18 protein-coding genes and 1 pseudogene are annotated in these 16,627 nt (G+C 50.6%); 15 read left to right on the plus strand and 4 right to left on the minus strand.

Annotated features, from left to right (window positions below):
- The 7 genes from hisB (at window position 1) to LJ739_RS08560 (ending at window position 5,019) form a co-directional block, all read left to right on the plus strand.
- Window positions 1–1,071: a bifunctional histidinol-phosphatase/imidazoleglycerol-phosphate dehydratase HisB gene (gene hisB, locus LJ739_RS08530; RefSeq protein ID WP_229159228.1), complete on the plus strand. Its 1,071-nt coding sequence runs from the start codon at window positions 1–3 to the stop codon at window positions 1,069–1,071.
- Window positions 1,071–1,679, plus strand: coding sequence for an imidazole glycerol phosphate synthase subunit HisH (hisH, locus tag LJ739_RS08535; protein ID WP_229159230.1), 609 nt, complete (start codon window positions 1,071–1,073; stop codon window positions 1,677–1,679). The genes hisB and hisH overlap by 1 nt, the downstream gene beginning before the upstream one ends.
- Window positions 1,679–2,416 carry a 1-(5-phosphoribosyl)-5-[(5-phosphoribosylamino)methylideneamino]imidazole-4-carboxamide isomerase gene (gene hisA, locus LJ739_RS08540; protein WP_229159232.1) on the plus strand — a complete coding sequence of 246 codons (738 nt, stop codon included), beginning with the start codon at window positions 1,679–1,681 and terminating at the stop codon, window positions 2,414–2,416. The genes hisH and hisA overlap by 1 nt, the downstream gene beginning before the upstream one ends.
- The gene (gene hisF, locus LJ739_RS08545; RefSeq protein WP_229159234.1) at window positions 2,398–3,189 is read left to right on the plus strand and encodes an imidazole glycerol phosphate synthase subunit HisF; all 792 of its coding nucleotides are present in this window, start codon (window positions 2,398–2,400) and stop codon (window positions 3,187–3,189) included. Before hisA ends, hisF begins: the two co-directional genes overlap by 19 nt.
- Window positions 3,186–3,806: a bifunctional phosphoribosyl-AMP cyclohydrolase/phosphoribosyl-ATP diphosphatase HisIE gene (gene hisIE, locus LJ739_RS08550; RefSeq protein WP_229159236.1), complete on the plus strand. Its 621-nt coding sequence runs from the start codon at window positions 3,186–3,188 to the stop codon at window positions 3,804–3,806. Before hisF ends, hisIE begins: the two co-directional genes overlap by 4 nt.
- 110 nt (window positions 3,807–3,916) lie before the next feature.
- Window positions 3,917–4,468, plus strand: coding sequence for a cytochrome b (locus LJ739_RS08555; RefSeq protein ID WP_229159238.1), 552 nt, complete (start codon window positions 3,917–3,919; stop codon window positions 4,466–4,468).
- Window positions 4,465–5,019 (plus strand): YceI family protein, encoded by a 555-nt coding sequence (locus tag LJ739_RS08560; protein ID WP_229159240.1) that lies wholly within the window; start codon window positions 4,465–4,467, stop codon window positions 5,017–5,019. Before LJ739_RS08555 ends, LJ739_RS08560 begins: the two co-directional genes overlap by 4 nt.
- 44 nt (window positions 5,020–5,063) lie before the next feature.
- Here the strand turns inward: LJ739_RS08560 and LJ739_RS08565 are convergent, their stop codons facing one another.
- Window positions 5,064–5,807, minus strand: coding sequence for a GGDEF domain-containing protein (locus tag LJ739_RS08565; protein ID WP_229159243.1), 744 nt, complete (start codon window positions 5,805–5,807; stop codon window positions 5,064–5,066).
- 195 nt (window positions 5,808–6,002) lie between these two features.
- On the opposite strand from LJ739_RS08565, the gene LJ739_RS08570 reads away from it, so the two are divergent.
- Complete coding sequence (locus LJ739_RS08570; protein ID WP_229159245.1) at window positions 6,003–6,704, plus strand: aspartate/glutamate racemase family protein; 702 nt, start codon at window positions 6,003–6,005, stop codon at window positions 6,702–6,704.
- A gap of 59 nt (window positions 6,705–6,763) precedes the next feature.
- Here LJ739_RS08570 and LJ739_RS08575 read toward each other — a convergent pair whose 3' ends face one another.
- Complete coding sequence (locus tag LJ739_RS08575) at window positions 6,764–7,111, minus strand: TonB-dependent receptor (RefSeq protein WP_229159247.1); 348 nt, start codon at window positions 7,109–7,111, stop codon at window positions 6,764–6,766.
- A gap of 155 nt (window positions 7,112–7,266) precedes the next feature.
- Between LJ739_RS08575 and lepB the strand changes: the two genes are divergently transcribed.
- The 6 genes and pseudogenes from lepB to LJ739_RS19190 all read left to right on the plus strand — a co-directional run.
- Window positions 7,267–7,908, plus strand: a complete 642-nt coding sequence (lepB, locus tag LJ739_RS08580; RefSeq protein WP_229159249.1) for a signal peptidase I — start codon at window positions 7,267–7,269, stop codon at window positions 7,906–7,908.
- Window positions 7,909–8,109: 201 nt separating this feature from the next.
- Window positions 8,110–8,550: an Hsp20 family protein gene (locus LJ739_RS08585; RefSeq protein WP_229159258.1), complete on the plus strand. Its 441-nt coding sequence runs from the start codon at window positions 8,110–8,112 to the stop codon at window positions 8,548–8,550.
- 659 nt (window positions 8,551–9,209) lie between these two features.
- Window positions 9,210–9,665 (plus strand): hypothetical protein, encoded by a 456-nt coding sequence (locus LJ739_RS08590; RefSeq protein ID WP_229159260.1) that lies wholly within the window; start codon window positions 9,210–9,212, stop codon window positions 9,663–9,665.
- Window positions 9,666–10,102: 437 nt separating this feature from the next.
- Window positions 10,103–10,405 (plus strand): type 1 periplasmic-binding domain-containing protein, encoded by a 303-nt coding sequence (locus LJ739_RS08595; protein ID WP_229159262.1) that lies wholly within the window; start codon window positions 10,103–10,105, stop codon window positions 10,403–10,405.
- A 12-nt stretch (window positions 10,406–10,417) separates the two neighbouring features.
- The gene (locus LJ739_RS08600) at window positions 10,418–10,927 is read left to right on the plus strand and encodes a MipA/OmpV family protein (RefSeq protein ID WP_229159264.1); all 510 of its coding nucleotides are present in this window, start codon (window positions 10,418–10,420) and stop codon (window positions 10,925–10,927) included.
- A 69-nt stretch (window positions 10,928–10,996) separates the two neighbouring features.
- Window positions 10,997–11,080: pseudogene (locus LJ739_RS19190) on the plus strand (PEP-CTERM sorting domain-containing protein); the annotation flags it as partial.
- A 218-nt stretch (window positions 11,081–11,298) separates the two neighbouring features.
- On the opposite strand, the gene LJ739_RS08605 reads toward LJ739_RS19190, so the two are convergent.
- Both LJ739_RS08605 and LJ739_RS08610 read right to left on the minus strand, forming a co-directional pair.
- Window positions 11,299–11,961 (minus strand): hypothetical protein, encoded by a 663-nt coding sequence (locus tag LJ739_RS08605; RefSeq protein WP_229159266.1) that lies wholly within the window; start codon window positions 11,959–11,961, stop codon window positions 11,299–11,301.
- A 140-nt stretch (window positions 11,962–12,101) separates the two neighbouring features.
- Window positions 12,102–13,133, minus strand: a complete 1,032-nt coding sequence (locus LJ739_RS08610) for a hypothetical protein (protein WP_229159268.1) — start codon at window positions 13,131–13,133, stop codon at window positions 12,102–12,104.
- A gap of 538 nt (window positions 13,134–13,671) precedes the next feature.
- Here LJ739_RS08610 and LJ739_RS08615 point away from each other — a divergent pair.
- On the plus strand, window positions 13,672–16,554 hold the full coding sequence (locus tag LJ739_RS08615) for a TonB-dependent receptor (RefSeq protein WP_229159270.1): 2,883 nt from the start codon (window positions 13,672–13,674) through the stop codon (window positions 16,552–16,554).
- Window positions 16,555–16,627 lie beyond the last annotated feature (73 nt).

Below are 16,627 nucleotides of genomic sequence, written 5' to 3' on the forward strand. Positions count from 1 at the left end.
ATGCAACAACAAGCCATTTTGTTTATCGATCGCGACGGTACGCTGGTAGAAGAGCCGCCCATCGACAAGCAGTTGGATAGCCTTGAAAAGCTCAAGTTTGAACCCTCTGTGATCCCGGTGTTGCTGCGTTTGCAACAAGCCGGTTATCGACTGGTGATGGTCAGCAATCAGGACGGTCTGGGCACCGACAGTTTCCCGCAGGCCGACTTCGACCTGGCCCACGACGCCATGATGGCGGTATTCAGCTCACAGGGCGTGGTGTTTGACGATGTACTGATTTGCCCACACTTTGCCGAGGATGACTGCAGTTGTCGCAAGCCCCGCCTGGGCCTGGTCAAAGACTACCTGCAACAAGGCCGTGTCGATTTCACCCGTTCGGCAGTGATTGGCGACCGCGAAACCGACATGCAACTGGCCGACAACATGGGCATCGCCGGATACCGCTACGACCCCAACAACCTGCCATGGCCGGCCATCGAGCAAGCCCTGCTGGCCAGCGAGCGGGTCGCCACGGTACAACGTAAAACCTCGGAAACCGACATCACCATCAGCGTGGATCTTGACCGCAGCGGTGGAAGCAGCATCAACACCGGCATCGGCTTTTTTGACCACATGCTGGATCAGATTGCCACCCATGGCGGTTTCCACCTCGACGTCGCGGTGCAAGGGGATTTGCACATCGATGATCACCACAGTGTCGAAGACACCGCCCTGGCACTGGGGGAAGCATTGAAGAAAGCCCTGGGTGACAAGCGCGGCATCGGCCGCTTCGGTTTTGCCCTGCCCATGGACGAATGCCGTGCAGAATGCATCATGGACATCAGTAACCGTCCGTACCTGAAATTTGATGCACCGTTCAGCCGCGATCAGGTCGGCGGCATGGCAACAGAAATGGTGCCGCACTTTTTCTATTCGCTGGCCCAGTCGATGGGCCTGTCATTGCACCTGACCACCACCGAGGGCAATGCCCACCACCAGGTGGAAAGCCTGTTTAAGGTATTTGGTCGCGCACTGCGTCAGGCCATTACCCGACAGGGTAGCGATTTGCCCAGCAGCAAGGGAGCGTTGTGATGAAACAGGACATCGTCATCGTCAATACCGGCTGCGCCAACATCGCGTCAGTCCGCTACGCCTTTGAACGGCTGGCAGTGGCGGTATCGGTCAGCGATGACCCGGCGCGCATCAACAGGGCCGACAAGGTGATTCTGCCCGGCGTGGGCAGTGCCCAGGCGGCCATGACCAGCCTGCACCAGAAAGGCTTGGTTGAACCGCTGCAACAACTGACCCAACCGGTATTGGGGGTATGTCTGGGCATGCAGATGATGGTTGATGCGTCAGCTGAAAGCCGCGACGGTGACATCCCCTGCCTTGGCCTGATCCCCGGACGGGTTGAGCGCCTGCAGGCCGAGGGGTTGCGACTGCCGCACATGGGCTGGAACACCCTCAGTGATATCGCCGAACACCCGTTGCTGCACGGTATCGATGAACAGCAGTACTTTTATTTTGTGCACAGCTTTGGCGTTGCGGTCAGTGACACCACCCTGGCGCGGGGCAACTACGGCCAACCGTTCGCCGCCGTCATCGCCAAAGGCAACTTTATGGGCGCCCAGTTTCACCCCGAACGCTCCGGTCGTGCCGGTGCCCGCTTACTGAAAAATTTCGTGGAGTTAGTCAACTGATGATCATACCCGCAATCGATCTGATCGACGGTGACGTCGTACGCCTCTACCAGGGGGATTACCAGCAAAAAACTGCCTACTCTGCCGATCCGTTGTCGGTGGTAGAACGGTATGCCGACGACGGTGCAAGCTGGTTACACATTGTGGACTTAACCGGCGCAAAAGACACCGACCGCCGCCAGCTTGCCCTGATCAAAGACATGGTCGATACCAAGCGCATGCATTTTCAGGCCGGCGGCGGCATTCGCAGCGAACGGGACGTGGAACAGCTGCTGTCGACCGGTGTTTCCCGCGTTGTCATCGGCTCACTGGCGGTCAGCCGCCCGGCGTTGGTTGCCAGTTGGCTGCAACGTTATGGCAGCGACGCCATTGTGCTGGCACTGGACATCAATATCGCCCCTGATGGGCGTAAGTGCATCGCTACCCACGGCTGGCAGCAAGACTCCGGCGTTGAACTGGAACCCCTTCTGGACAGCTACCTTGACGCCGGTGCACGCCATATTCTGTGCACCGACATCAGTCGCGATGGCACCTTGCAGGGTCCCAACACCGAACTCTACCAGGCCATGGCGGCGCGTTTTCCAACGCTGGCATGGCAGGCCTCAGGGGGCATTGGCGGCCTTAACGACATTGAAGGCCTGAAACCCACCGGGGTGGCCGGTGTGATCCTCGGTCGTGCGCTGCTGGAAGGCAAATTTACCGTCAAGGAGGCCATCGCATGCTGGCAAAACGCATAATTCCCTGCCTGGATGTCCGCGACGGCAAAGTGGTTAAAGGGGTACAGTTCCGCAACCACGAAATTGTCGGTGACATCGTGCCTCTGGCACAGCGCTATGCCGAAGCCGGGGCCGACGAGCTGGTGTTTTATGACATCACAGCGTCCAGTGATGCCCGGGTAGTGGATAAAAGCTGGGTCAGTCGCATCGCCCAGGTGATTGATATCCCCTTCTGTGTGGCCGGCGGAATCAAAAGTATTGAGGATGCCGGACGCATTCTGGAAATGGGTGCCGACAAGATTTCGGTTAATTCACCGGCGCTGGCAAACCCTGACCTGATCCGCGCACTGCACGATACTTTCGGCCAGCAATGTGTCGTGGTGGGCATCGACAGTTTTTTTGACGCACAGACCGGTCAGTATCAGGTATACCAGTTTACCGGTGATGAAAAGCGCACCCAGGCAACCCGCTGGCAAACCCAGGATTGGGTAGCAGAAGTCCAGCAACTGGGGGCCGGAGAAATCGTCCTCAACTGTATGAATCAGGACGGTGTTCGACAGGGGTATGACATCCCACAACTGAGCAGCATTCGGGCACGTTGCAACGTGCCGCTGATCGCCTCCGGCGGCGCGGGCAGTATGGCCCACTTTGCCGATGTGTTTACCCAGGCAGACGTCGACGGTGCACTGGCAGCGTCGGTGTTTCACAAAGGTGTCATTGACATTCCGGCACTGAAACAGTATCTACGCCAACAGGGTGTAGCAATGCGCAATGATGACAGGGAGTGCGTATGAAGATTGATGAAACCAACCTGACAGAGCTGGCATGGGACAAAATGGACGGCCTGTTGCCTTGTATCGTACAACACGCGCGCAGTGGCGAAGTGCTGATGCAGGGCTACATGAACCAGGCTGCGGTACGCGCCAGCCTGACCTCCAACAAGGTGACCTTCTTCAGCCGCTCCAAACAGCGCCTGTGGGTCAAAGGAGAAACGTCCGGACACTTTCTGATGATGCAGAGCCTGTGTGTGGATTGTGACGGAGATGCGTTGCTGGCACTCGCCCTTCCCCAGGGCCCGACCTGCCACACCGGCGCCAAAACCTGTTTCCTCGACGCCGATGCACCGGACATGGCGTTTATTGCCAACCTGGAACAGGTGATTGCCTCGCGTAAATACGCGGACCCGGATTCGAGCTACACCGCCAGTCTGTATGCCAAAGGGATCAAACGGATTGCCCAGAAAGTTGGCGAAGAAGGGGTCGAAACCGCGCTGGCGGCGACGGTGAGAGATCACGAAGAGCTCAAAAACGAATCCGCCGATCTGCTTTACCATTTGCTGGTGCTGCTGCAGGCCAGTGAAATCAACCTCACCGACGTGATACAGGTGCTGCGCAAACGCCACGCGGACTGATCCTAAACCACCAAACCGTTCTAATTAACTGAACGGTTTGGTTGTTTTTCGTGATTTTCATCCCCATTGACGCACGATAAACTCCGGCCATCGATTGGAGAAAGACCCTTATGCTTCGTAATACCGACACCAGTTACGGCTGGCTGACCATTGTTGTGCACTGGCTGACCGCCGTTACCGTCATCGGGCTGTTTGCCGCAGGTGTATGGATGGTCGATCTCGACTATTACAGCAGCTGGTACAAAACCGCTCCCCACTGGCACAAAAGTGTCGGTTTGTTGTTGGCAGTGGTTACCCTTGCCCGTCTGGTATGGCGCTACAGCCATCCGCGCCCGGTGATGGATTTGCCCGCCCTGCATCGACGACTGGCCCGTGTAGGTCACATGGCCCTGTACCTTGGTCTGTTAGCCTTGTTTACCTCGGGTTTTCTGATTTCCACCGCCGATGGCCGCGGGATCGATGTGTTTAACTGGTTCACCGTACCGGCATTGCCGGTTGCCTTTGAGCGCCAGGAAGACATTGCCGGCGTCGTTCACGAATGGGTCGCCTATGGCCTGATTGGCCTGGCTGTTGTACATGCACTGGCGGCCCTTCAGCACCACCTGTTACACAAAAACGATATTCTTATCCGCATGTTAAAACCGTTAAAGGAAGAGCTATGAAAAAAACACTGATTGCGACAACGTTGTTGGGTTTCCTGTCCCTGCCTGCACTGGCTGCAGACTATGTGATTGATACCAAAGGCGCCCATGCCTCGATCAACTTCAAGATCAAACACCTGGGTTACTCATGGCTGACCGGCCGCTTCAATACTTTCGACGGTACCTTCAGCTATGACAAGGCCAATCCCGGTGCTGCCAAAGTGGTGGTTAACATTGACACGGCCAGCATTGACAGCAACCACGCCGAGCGTGACAAGCACATTCGCAGCGATGATTTTCTGGATGTGAATCAATTTCCAAAAGCCAAGTTTGTCAGCACCAACATCACCGATAACGGCGACGGTACACTGGTAGTCGCGGGCGATTTGACCTTACACGGTGTGACCAAGTCAGTGACCATCGATGCGTATAAAATTGGTGAGGGTGAGGACCCGTGGGGCGGATATCGTGCCGGCTTCTCAGGCACCACGCAGCTGACGCTGGCCGACTTTAACATTAACGGTCCGGCAACCATTGATCTGGATCTGCACATTGAGGGTATAAAGCAGTAACACTTCCCCTTGTGTTGAGCCCGCTCCAGTTGTGCGGGCTTTTTTTATTCGCTGAATACCCTGTTCCGACCGCCCTGTTTGCTGCGATACAGCAAGCCATCGACCCGGTCCAGGGTGGTATCGAGATCTTCACACTCGCGGTAGGCTGTGCAGCCGAAACTGGCGCTGATCCCCTCAGGTAATTCGAAATCGAACTGACTGATGGCCTGTCGTATTCGCTCTGCCAGCTTGGTCGCCGCTGCCAGCTCGGTGCCACAACAACCAATTAAAAATTCTTCCCCACCCCAACGGATCAGAATGTCACTGCGACGGCTGTGGCGATGAACAATTTCCATCACCCGCTTAAGGACGTTGTCGCCCACACCGTGACCGTGGGTGTCATTAATGCGCTTAAAATGGTCGATATCAAACATGATCAACGACAGAGGGACTTTGTGCAGATTGGCGCGTACCACTTCGGTATCCAACAATTCCTGGCCCTTGCGCCGGTTGAACGCACTGACCAGTGCATCGGTATTGGCCTCAGTGATTTTGTTGCGCATTTCACGCTGACGTCGCAGCACGTACAACCCCAGATACAACGACATCAGGGCCAGACTCAGGATCACATTGCCCACTGGCGCCCACTGCTCATCATGCAACAACTGCAGTAGCCACTGTGCGCCGTCGTACTGCCCGATCATAAACCAGGTAACTGCAAAGGCCGCCAGCAACAAGGTGGTATCCAGCCAGACGATACGTTCGCCAGCCGGAAATTGCTTGAAGAAATGTAACAGCGCTTTATTCACAGTGTTCCCTGTTGTTATTGTATGGGGCGAAAACAGCTGTACTGGCAAGAAAATTGACAGTCCAGGGCCGTTCAAGACACCCTTTAACCCGGTATTATCGGCACAACGCCAAAAAACTGTCTGTTTTTTGCGTCATTGGCGCTAATTTGCAACTTTAATGCCACCATTTGATGAATTTTTCAGCAAGGAGTCGCGATGCGTACCATCGGTTTGATTGGCGGAATGAGCTGGGAATCCAGCATCAGTTACTATCAGGGATTAAACACGGGTGTCCAGCAGCGCCTCGGAGGCCTGCACAGTGCCAAGGTGATCCTGCACAGCCTCGACTTTGCGCCGATTGCCGACGCCCAGCGCAACCAGGACTGGGACCGTGCCGCCCACCCCCTGATCGCGGCTGCCAAGGGGCTACGGCTGGCTGGCGCGGAGGGGATCATGATTGGTACCAATACCATGCACGTGGTGGCAGATAAGGTTCAACAAGCGGCGGCGCTGCCATTGCTGCACATTGCCGATGCGGTGGGTCAGGCACTGCGGGACGATAACATCAGCACCGTAGGACTGCTGGGCACCCGGTTTACCATGACCCTGCCCTTTTACCGTGACCACCTCAAAACCCACTATGGCATTGACACGCTGGTACCCGACGAGGACGACCAACAAAAGGTACATGATGTTATCTATCAGGAACTGTGTGTTGGCCGCATTGAAGCGACATCAAAGCAGGCCTATCTGGCGGTGTGTGACAGACTGGCGCAACGGGGCGCACAGGGGATCATACTGGGCTGTACCGAAATCGGTCTTTTGATCAACCAGCAGGATACGCCGCTGGCACTGTACGACAGCGCCCAATTGCACGTGGACTACGCCCTCGACTGGGCATTGTCATCGCAAAATTGAGCAGGCATTAAAAAGGCCACCCGAAGGTGGCCAATCACTCTTCACGGAACCCGTGACACTTAGTAGAAGGTGTAGTCCAGACGTACAGTCAGGCTACGGCCTTCCAGATACTCAATGTATTGCTGAGCCGTGGTATTGTCCGTGCTGCGGCTACGGGCGTTACGGTATTTAACCGCTTCTTTATCAAACACGTTGTTCAAATGAACACTGAGTTTGATGTCATCCGACACATCAACACGACCTGACAGGTTGAAGTAGCTGTAGGAAGGTACAACGTCTTCATCACGCACGTTGAAATGGGTTTTGTATTCACCGTAGTAGGAGTAATCCATCCGCACGTAGGCTTGTTTACCGAACAGGTCATAGCCTTTAAATAAACAGAACGCACATACAACGAAGGCAAGCATGTGACCAACTGCACCGGCGGAGTGACGAACGAGGTGAACGATGATCAATTTTCCATCACAGTCTGACAAACGCTGTTACATCTCGGCGTGGAACCGGGCGTGTTTTTACTGCATCTTATGTGCATGACGAACACCCGCCGACACGGAGACTGGCGATGATGACAATGACACGACTATTGCGTGAAAACACCGGCTTTCTGGCCGTATTACTGCTGATCTTTGCTTCGCGCAGCAGCATTGCTGATTGGTACGAAGTGCCTTCCGGCTCGATGCAGCCGACCATTGTGGAAGGCGATCGAATACTGGTCGATAAAATGGCTTACCGCCTCGACATTCCGTTTACCAACGTGAGCCTGGCCCACTTTGCCGACCCGCAGCGGGGTGACATTGTGGTGTTCGAATCCGAAGCGGCCGACGAGCGTTTGGTGAAACGTGTGATTGGTGTGGCCGGTGACACCTTATCGATGCGCAACAACCGTCTGTGGCTCAACGGCGAGCCACTCCAGTACGATGCCATCGAGAGCAAAACCCAATATGTTGAAGCCTTGCCGGATGCCCCGCACCGTATCCTGCTGCAGCCGCCAGCCTCCCAATTGCAATCTTTCGGTACCGTAACCGTACCTGAGGGCCATGTGCTGGTACTGGGAGATAACCGGAATAACAGTGCCGACTCGCGGGTATACGGCTTTGTGCCCTTGGTTGAAATCCAGGGTCGCGCCCATCGGGTACTGATTTCGTTCGATACCGAGCACTTTCTCAGCCCGCGCCAGGAGCGCATATGGAAAGAATTAATTTAACAATTTCAACTAGTTATAAATTAATTTGGTTTTTTTGCCAAAAACACTGTTGAAAAAATCACGCCCTATCCACACATACAAGTTGTCGGCGCCGGAATCGGGTCGACACCACCGGGCAACATGGCCCACTAACGTTTAATCGGTTGTTGCCGCACAAGCGGGATAACCAACACATATTGCTTAATGCATGAGGATATGACTATGCGTAATATCGATCTGTCTCCACTTTACCGTTCTTTCATTGGCTTTGATCACCTGGCATCGATGATTGATGCAGCGTCCCGTAACGAAAAACAAGCCAGTTATCCGCCCTACAACATTGAGTTGCTGGCGGAAGACAAATACCGAATTACCATGGCTGTGGCCGGCTTTTCCCGCGACGATATCGAAATTGAAGTGCAGGAAAACACCTTACAGGTCACCGGCAAGAAAGACAGCAAAGACGAAGAACGCAAGTTTTTGCACAAAGGCATTTCCGAGCGCAATTTTGAGCGCAAGTTCCAGTTGGGCGACCACGTGAAAGTGCTCGCAGCGGATCTGGAAAACGGCCTGCTACACATTGATCTGGAGCGCGTAATCCCTGAAGCGAAAAAGCCGCGCAAGATTGAAATCGGCAGCAACCTGTTGGAAAACAACGGCTAACCTGCCCTGGTAAATGTGTGAATTTTCTCCTGTTGTTATGACAAAGGCGCCGCAAGGCGCCTTTTTTTATGGGTGCTAATCGACAGGGCGCTCTGGCCCTGCGATTAGCGCAAGTTGAGTCAGGCCGCCTGACTATGTCCACAACACACAGCATGCGCAAGGGTGAGCACCGGTCGCGTCAGCGATGAGGGGTGACTTAACGTCACGCCGAGAGGCGCGCAACGACGCGAAAGGACGTCGCGGCTGGAAACAAACCACAGGGATGTGTTAGTACTTCGATACCAAAACATCCAGTAAGCAATTCCACTCGACGAGGAACGGACGACGGTACAGGGTGAACCACGCCCGCAATGAGCGAAAACGTGCAGCTCATTGAGTGGTGAACGGGAGGACAGAGGACGCCCGACCTGGGCTTTTGCTGAAGGCAGGATGCCGAAAGCACAAAGTACCGGCTGGGTGCGTTACCAGGGATGGGGTATGCCTGAGTTTTCAAGACGTGTCGACAACGTGATGAATGAGTCTCTATAAGATCTAAGGATTCAACAACAGGGACGCCGAAAGGCGCACAACGACGCGACAGGAATGATACGATAGCTAGTTCACGGTAAGCCTCTGGCTGCCTGTTGCCTTTTTACTCAAATGGAATTTGGTTTTTGCGTATGAAAAGAATACTCCTGTGTTGCTCCCTTATCGTTCCTGGCATAGGGTATAGCTGTCCCGAACTGGCCGGAACGTGGCAGTCTTCCGCACAAAAGTTTGAATCCTTCAACAAGCGTTGGGCAAACGTCGATCCTGATGCCTGGTCCTTTATGACCCAAACCCAGGGCCACGAAGTTATCGACTTCACCACGAAGGGCACGATGATGATTTCCACGCCTGAAATCGACCTCAGTATGGGTGACAAAACCATAAAAATGCCCGCCAAGCATGAGCTCATTCCCTATGACATTTTGGGTTGCACTGAAACCAGTATCGTTTTGAAGTACGACCGATACGGAGAAACTCGCATCTCGCAACTTCATTTCGACAGCGCAGATACCTACTGGGCATATATGGGCACCGCAGGCGGCGATGGCAATAGCCATATCCGGGAGTATTACACCAAGACGCAATAACCCGGCTCTCAGTGACGGTGCAATGGGGCAGCAAAGATCTTAGGTACACATTACAGCACCGATGTAGACCTTCCGAACTGTGCCAGTTACGGTCACGCAATTAGCCAATTTGGAAGGCTACTTTTTTACGCAAGACAAACGTTGGCCATGGGGTCATACAGGCCTGCAGGAAGCAAGTGAGCGAACAATCGAAAACCATCACTGCCAAGGCGATGCTCTGTTGCAGAGCAATGGGCTCAGTGAGCGATCAGTTCCAGCCATAATTAACAATTCATCTGAGCGCCCACGGCTTCTTGGAATGGGGATATATTAAGTGCAGCGGTAACATCATTAGCTGGGCCTTTTTTAGAAGACGCTGAGTGATCTTTTTTCAACTACCTGCCTATAAAAGATATCTGTAAAACGTGTCTTTACTGACAACCACCAGAGACATATCAATGAAGAAGATTACAACCCTCCTTGTGGCAATGACCATTTGCCTCTTTGCCTTTAGTACAGCATCTGCACAGGATAAAACTGCCTTAGTGCCGCTACCGTCTTTGGATGATTTCACAAAGGGCAAGGATGGCTGGGCCTTCGGACTGGGGCTTGGTGTTGAGTATGAAACGGCTTACGAAGGCTCAGATGAATTTGGTTTGGAACTTCAGCCTGCTGGAGCAGTACAATGGCGCAAAGGTGACAATATTTTCTATTTTGCCGGAGAAGCTTTTGGTTGGCGTGGTCTTCGAAACGACCATTAGCTGCTAGAGGCGTTGTTAGGTTTCGAGGAAGGCCGAGAGGAAGGTGACTCTGATGAAGGCTGGTTAGATGGGCTGGGCGAACAAGACGAGGGCTTTGAATTAGTGATTCAAGCACGTCGCGCATTCACAGAGGATTGGCGCTATTGGCTGGTTGGTCGTGTTGTGACGGGTGATGAAGGAAATTTGGGATTATTTGGCGTGGGGCGCCGTTTTGGTGACCAACTTGATGGCACCGGCCATGAAGTGAATGTCGTCGCAGTTTTTCATGACAGCGAATACGCAAACAAAGGTTTTGGCATAGACTCGATACAAGCAGCCGCTTCTGGTCTGGATGAAACGACGTTAAGTGGTGGATTACGATCGGTTGGAATTGATTACAGTTTCCGTCACTACTTGAATGAAAATTGGCAGATTTACGGCGAAGCACTTTTTGAATACTACAGTAGTGACGTTCGAGAAAGCCCAATCGCAAGAAGCAATTATGAGACCGAAGTCGGTGTCGGATTCATTTACGTGTTTTGATACCCGTGTTTGCCGGGACAAGCGCCGCCATTATAGTTCACAACGTGAACGGCTGCCCGCACCAGCGTACCTGAACCGACAAACCTGCTGCTGATGGGGTTAGGACTGGTGTTGTTCTTTGCCCGGTACCGCAATCGACAACCAGCACGCTGAGTCGCTACAAGTACCGTTGAACAACGTGCAGCGCTGTTCTCATCCAACCGGTGCTGACCCGCTCGTAAGCGGTTTCCCCTCATTCAAATGGGGCAATCGCCACATCCATTTCACGCCTCAATGACAGAGACCAACCCCCTCCCCTGAGCCAGTACAAATATGCTATGTGTGTGCGGAGGAGCAAAAGCCAACTGTTTTTTATCCTTTTAAACGATTTTTTATGGGGTTTGGGTGATCACTGCGACAATATAACCCGCAATACCAGCCCCCACTATTTTTGACCATCCAACAAATAAAACCCAAAATCCCTTATATAGCTTTTTCTTATTCCTTACATCAACAAATGTCATCCAATTAATTTTTATATTATCCATGAATGAATTTGAATATACGCCATAAATACTTGAGTTGCGGTTATAAAATAAATATTTGCAAATGCATTTTTCAATGACTCTATCGCTCACATCATCTGGGCTAAGAGCTATGTAAAGTATAATGCTATCTTCATTTCTTGCGTAGCGTTCGGATTTGTAGGGATAAATAATAAAAGCAACAGAGCCTGTACTACTAAATGAAGCTACTAAGGCGGAACCTTTCTCTGCTTCACATGTTGAGCCCTTTTTCTCAGGCGTATCAATTTTTTCAATAACGCCTGTTTTATTGGCTCCAGAAGAAAGTTGTACTGTAGCCTCATTTACTGTTTCGTCATGTACTCGGCAAAACATATTAAATGGGTATTTTGTATTTCTTGCGCTCTCAGCAATTTCTTGAAACTTATTTTTTATCTTTGGTTGCGTAACTAGTCGCCAATTTAATCGGCGTCTATAGAGCTCAAAACTACTTGATGCCAATTTAGATGATTCTTTTTTAAGGACTTTCAAATTTATACCTTAGCAGGATTAAACCCCATAACGCCGCGTTAAGCGGTGAGTAATAGTTGGCTAAACTTGTGGAGTGGAGCGAAGCGGAACCGAGCCAACTGTTACGAATCCGCCTTCAACGCCTTGTTATACATTTTTACTCATTGCTCAAAACAGTAAAAAGCTAGCTCCAATTCTGGACAATTGGCAGAAAATGAACTCGTCCAGTTTACTCCTGTACTAGTTGGGTCACCTAATGAAACAACCGTATTGTTTGGGCCGCTTATAGGCATTGGTAGTTGTTCAGACCAATTTTTGCAACTATTACCAAGTGGGTGACCCTCTACATCCGTAGCACTCCAAACTCTGTTTTCAGCGCTGTTAGGTGTAGGTTTGCTTACTATCATCCCGTGTTCGTTTTCGTTTATCGGGAAGCTTAAGCAATTACCATCAAAGCAATTTGTGATTTGTTCTAAATTTTCTGCAACTACTTTTCCACTTGGTAGAGTATATTTATTGTTGTGACTCTTAAACCTAGACGCAGGCCCAACTTTGGAGTCACTCAACCAAGATTTAAACTCTCCGTTAAAACCAGCCCTACTAGCTAAATTTTCACATAGAGTGTCAGCCACAGCAACACCTCCAAAATCTGATTTAACTTTCTGGCTTGATACAAAAACAATTTTACTTTTCCTTTCTGAAACACCTGAACTATCAGCATTTTCGCTGACTGCAGGCTCACTTATGAGTGGTTTTTCACTTTTTTCTTTAAAATAATATTGATAGAACTTGCTTGAGCCGAATTTTATGCCTGCTCCAAATATTGTTAGTAAGGTTGCCCCTAAAACAAACCAGTGTTTCACTTCTACATGCTTTACTAACCATACCCACGTTACTTTCTGAGGATATTCTAACTCTGAAGTCGTCGATATTGTTGATTGATTAGATAATTCTAGGGAAGTGATAGCTTTATTCAAAACACCAACAGCTTCATCCATATTGTTTAAAGCGTCTTTATAGCTTTTTATTCGGTAACAAGTTACTGCACTCAGCGTCGCTTTTTTAAATTCTTTTTCATGGTTTGGCGACAAACTAAGTAATGGTTCGACTTTATCTGCCCAATCAACAAAATTATCAAGGCCTTTGAAGTCTACCCCTCGTTCTAATTGTAGTTCCTTTAACTTTTCAATCATCCCCAGACCTTCAAAAGATATAACAGCTTATTACTGAGACTTCATAGTAACACCCGTTTCCCATGAAAAAACATATTCTGTGTTTTCATGGGAAAGGTAAAATGTCTGCTTAACGTCCGAAGCGGTCTTCCAGTTGAAGCCAGTGTTGTCATTCGAAATTGCATAATATTTCTCTTTTGGTTTGGGTGAGTTCACCAAGCCAACCCCATAAAAAGAGGTACTGTGAAAAAGGTCTCTAACGCACACAACCTAACGTCCACAGACTGACTTCACCTTGACTGAACATACAAAATTTTAACAAAAAAGTGGTGCTGGATGATATTTGTGTCAAGAGGCTAAATTTTGGGTGTCAGTTGATGATTAAGCGTGACGAAACGTCCGATTACAGTGTTCAGGCCAAGTTGCGTTTTTACCGAAGTGGTGTACAAGGAGTGGTGTACAAAGAGGGGGCTTAAAAAAGTAGTCTGGCTTTATGCATAAAAAGCCAAGCACAATAACCCCATAAAACCAAAAAAAACGGATGTAAGGGAAGAACCACATGCTCAACAATCCTAGCACTTCATTCAAGCGCAAAACTCTGGTACATGCTGTTGCAGCAGTACTGGCAACTGGCGCTATGTCGGTATCCGCGCAAGAGGCATCTCAAGACGATACTGTCGAAAAAATTCAGGTTTCCGGTACCCGGATCCTGCGTGAAGGCGCAATCGCACCTTCTCCTGTCACGGTAATCAGCGGTGAAGACCTGCTAAAATCGGGCGCTATTAATATAGGTGAGGCACTCAACGATCTGCCAGCCTTAGCTAATACATTTTCACTGGCTAACGCTGGTAACTCTATTGGAACTGCTGGTCTGAACCTGTTGGACCTGCGTGGTATGGGCACAGCCCGTACTCTGGTACTGGTTGACGGTAAGCGCCACGTATCAGCAAACCCAGGCACTGCGTCTGTAGACGTAAACACCATTCCTACTGCCTGGGTTGAGAAAGTCGAAATCGTAACCGGTGGTGCATCCGCAGTATATGGTGCCGACGCCGTAACCGGTGTGGTTAACTTTGTACTGAAAAAAGACATTACTGGTTTTGATGTCAGCGTATCCAAAGGTTACGCCGAAGAAGGCCCTTTTGATACGGACAAGTTCACCCTGTCTTACGGTACCGACTTTGATAACGGTCGTGGTAACTTCGGTATCGCTATCTCGCACTCTGCACAAGATGGCATGAATGCCAAAGATCGCAAACAGACTGCGACCCCGACTGCTGAGGTCAGAAATCCTGCCAATGGTGACTCACGTGATGAAAATGGGGCAACCATCCACGATGGAATTCCTGACCAAATCTGGATCTCGGACGCCGCATGGTATGATGACTCGATTATGGGTAACTTTTATACCTATGATTACGTTAACTACACTGGCGCAACCTGGTATATCTTCAACCCAGACGGTTCTGTGCGCCAGCAACAGCTGGGCACTACTTATAACTGGGGTCGTTGCTCGGGTGCGTGTGATCAGTTGGACCTGAACAAATACAATGAACTTCAGCCGACTTTCAAAACACTGAATATTGCGCTCAAAGGTAACTATGACATCAATGATGATATGAATGTCTATGGTGACGTGAAGTTTGTTCGCTCTGAAGCCGACTCTATCGGTCAACCATCGTTTTTCGAATACAGCAGCGGTATCACTATTAATAGAGATAACCCGTTCATTCATGAGAGCCTGGGCAACCTGATGGACAATGAAGGTTTGAGTTCCATCAACCTACATCGTTTCAATGAAGATATTGGTCGTCGTTTCGAAGAAAACACCCGTGAAACTACCCGCGCTGTAGTGGGTTTACAGGGTAACCTCAATGACGATTGGGCGTTCGATTTATATGCCCTCTACGGTAAAACTGAGCGTGAACAAATCAATTACGATAACGTGATTACAGACCGCTTCAGACAGTCTGCAGATGCTATTTATGCTCAAGACGGCTCTATTGTTTGTCGCGATGAAGAGGCCCGTAATGCAGGTTGTATCCCGACCTCCCTGTTTGGTTTTGGAAACGTTGACCCGAATGCGGCTGATTGGTTTACCACTGATTCTTTCTCAAATAGTAAGATTCAACAAACAGTCGTGAACTTCTCGGTCACCAACAGCGGTATCTTTGAATTGCCAGCAGGATACGTAGGTTTCGCGGCTGGTATGGAATACCGTAAAGAACAAAGTGACGACATGCCTGACCCGTTTGCGGCCACTGGTGCAACCTTCCTGACCGCTATCCAGGAAGAGCATGGGGAATTTGACGTAACTGAATTGTTCATGGAAAGCTCTATCCCGCTGTTGAGCGATGTACCTCTGGTACGAGACTTGTCTTTGGACGTGGCATTCCGCTACGCAGATTACAGCACCATCGGTGGTGCCTTGAGCTGGAAAGTAGGGGCTGACTGGGCGGTTACCGATGAACTGCGTTTCCGTACGACCGTATCAGAAGCGATCCGCGCGCCAAATATCAGTGAATTGTTTGCTGCTAAAGGCCAGAACTTCGCGTTCGTAGACGATCCCTGTGACGTAGAGTTTAACCAGAGCGCTACGCGTCTGGCTAACTGTGGGGCTCAGGGTATTCCTGCTGATGCGCAAATTAACCCGGTATCGACTATCGAGCTGTTAACCGGTGGTAATCCGAATCTGACCGAGGAAGAATCGACCAGTTATACTGTGGGAATGGTCTATCAGCCTGAATTTATTGAAGGCCTGAGCCTAACCATCGACTACTGGGATATTACTATCGACGACGCAATTACGCTGGTAGATGCACAGGACATTCTTGACAAATGTTACGACTCCGAAGCGGGTATCGATAACCAGTTCTGTGCGTTGATTACTCGTCGCGCGGATAATACCATCGAGTTAGTTGAAAGCACTCAGCAAAACGTTGCTAAAAACGAAGCGCAAGGTGTTGATATTGAAGTAGGTTACGACTTTGACGCACTGGGCGGTAGAATCTCTACTAAGCTGATTGGTACTTACCTGAAGTCTCGCAAAGAGTTCCCGTTCCAGATCGACCCTACCCAGGTTATCGAGAACGCAGGAACGTTGGGTGAAGCAGAGCATCAGGCTAACTTCCTGTTAGGCTACAAAGGGGACAACTGGTCAGCGAACTGGCGTACCCGTTATCTGGGTGATGTTAGCCGCTTCACGCCTCAGGATCTGGAAAGAAACCCTGACCCAAGCAACATTATGGGTTACGGCAGCTACTTCCAGACCGACGTGAGCATAGGTTACACCTTTGACAACAACCTGACCCTGGAGCTGGGTGTAGATAACGTGTTTGACCGTGATCTGCCTGGGTTTGTGACAGGAACTGGCACAGGTTCTGCGAGCTACGACAACATCGGTCGTCTGTACTATGCAACCCTGACCTACTCAGTGGAATAAGCCCTGATCTCATTCTGGGAACTAAAAAACGCCGGCTAGCCGGCGTTTTTTTATATATATGACACGCTTTAAT

The organism is Fluctibacter halophilus (assembly GCF_020687825.1).
In the GTDB taxonomy this organism is placed as follows: domain Bacteria; phylum Pseudomonadota; class Gammaproteobacteria; order Enterobacterales; family Alteromonadaceae; genus Fluctibacter; species Fluctibacter halophilus.

Excerpts from the sequence above, each read along its gene's own strand:
- hisB (WP_229159228.1), top strand. The coding sequence starts at position 1 with ATGCAACAACAAGCCATTTTGTTTATCGATCGCGACGGTACGCTGGTA.
- LJ739_RS08575 (WP_229159247.1), bottom strand. The coding sequence starts at position 7,111 with ATGCTTGCCTTCGTTGTATGTGCGTTCTGTTTATTTAAAGGCTATGAC.
- hisF (WP_229159234.1), top strand. The coding sequence starts at position 2,398 with ATGCTGGCAAAACGCATAATTCCCTGCCTGGATGTCCGCGACGGCAAA.
- LJ739_RS08590 (WP_229159260.1), top strand. The coding sequence starts at position 9,210 with ATGAAAAGAATACTCCTGTGTTGCTCCCTTATCGTTCCTGGCATAGGG.
- hisH (WP_229159230.1), top strand. The coding sequence starts at position 1,071 with ATGAAACAGGACATCGTCATCGTCAATACCGGCTGCGCCAACATCGCG.
- LJ739_RS08555 (WP_229159238.1), top strand. The coding sequence starts at position 3,917 with ATGCTTCGTAATACCGACACCAGTTACGGCTGGCTGACCATTGTTGTG.
- hisIE (WP_229159236.1), top strand. The coding sequence starts at position 3,186 with ATGAAGATTGATGAAACCAACCTGACAGAGCTGGCATGGGACAAAATG.
- LJ739_RS08560 (WP_229159240.1), top strand. The coding sequence starts at position 4,465 with ATGAAAAAAACACTGATTGCGACAACGTTGTTGGGTTTCCTGTCCCTG.
- hisA (WP_229159232.1), top strand. The coding sequence starts at position 1,679 with ATGATCATACCCGCAATCGATCTGATCGACGGTGACGTCGTACGCCTC.
- LJ739_RS08610 (WP_229159268.1), bottom strand. The coding sequence starts at position 13,133 with ATGATTGAAAAGTTAAAGGAACTACAATTAGAACGAGGGGTAGACTTC.
- LJ739_RS08570 (WP_229159245.1), top strand. The coding sequence starts at position 6,003 with ATGCGTACCATCGGTTTGATTGGCGGAATGAGCTGGGAATCCAGCATC.
- LJ739_RS08615 (WP_229159270.1), top strand. The coding sequence starts at position 13,672 with ATGCTCAACAATCCTAGCACTTCATTCAAGCGCAAAACTCTGGTACAT.
- lepB (WP_229159249.1), top strand. The coding sequence starts at position 7,267 with ATGATGACAATGACACGACTATTGCGTGAAAACACCGGCTTTCTGGCC.
- LJ739_RS08595 (WP_229159262.1), top strand. The coding sequence starts at position 10,103 with ATGAAGAAGATTACAACCCTCCTTGTGGCAATGACCATTTGCCTCTTT.
- LJ739_RS08585 (WP_229159258.1), top strand. The coding sequence starts at position 8,110 with ATGCGTAATATCGATCTGTCTCCACTTTACCGTTCTTTCATTGGCTTT.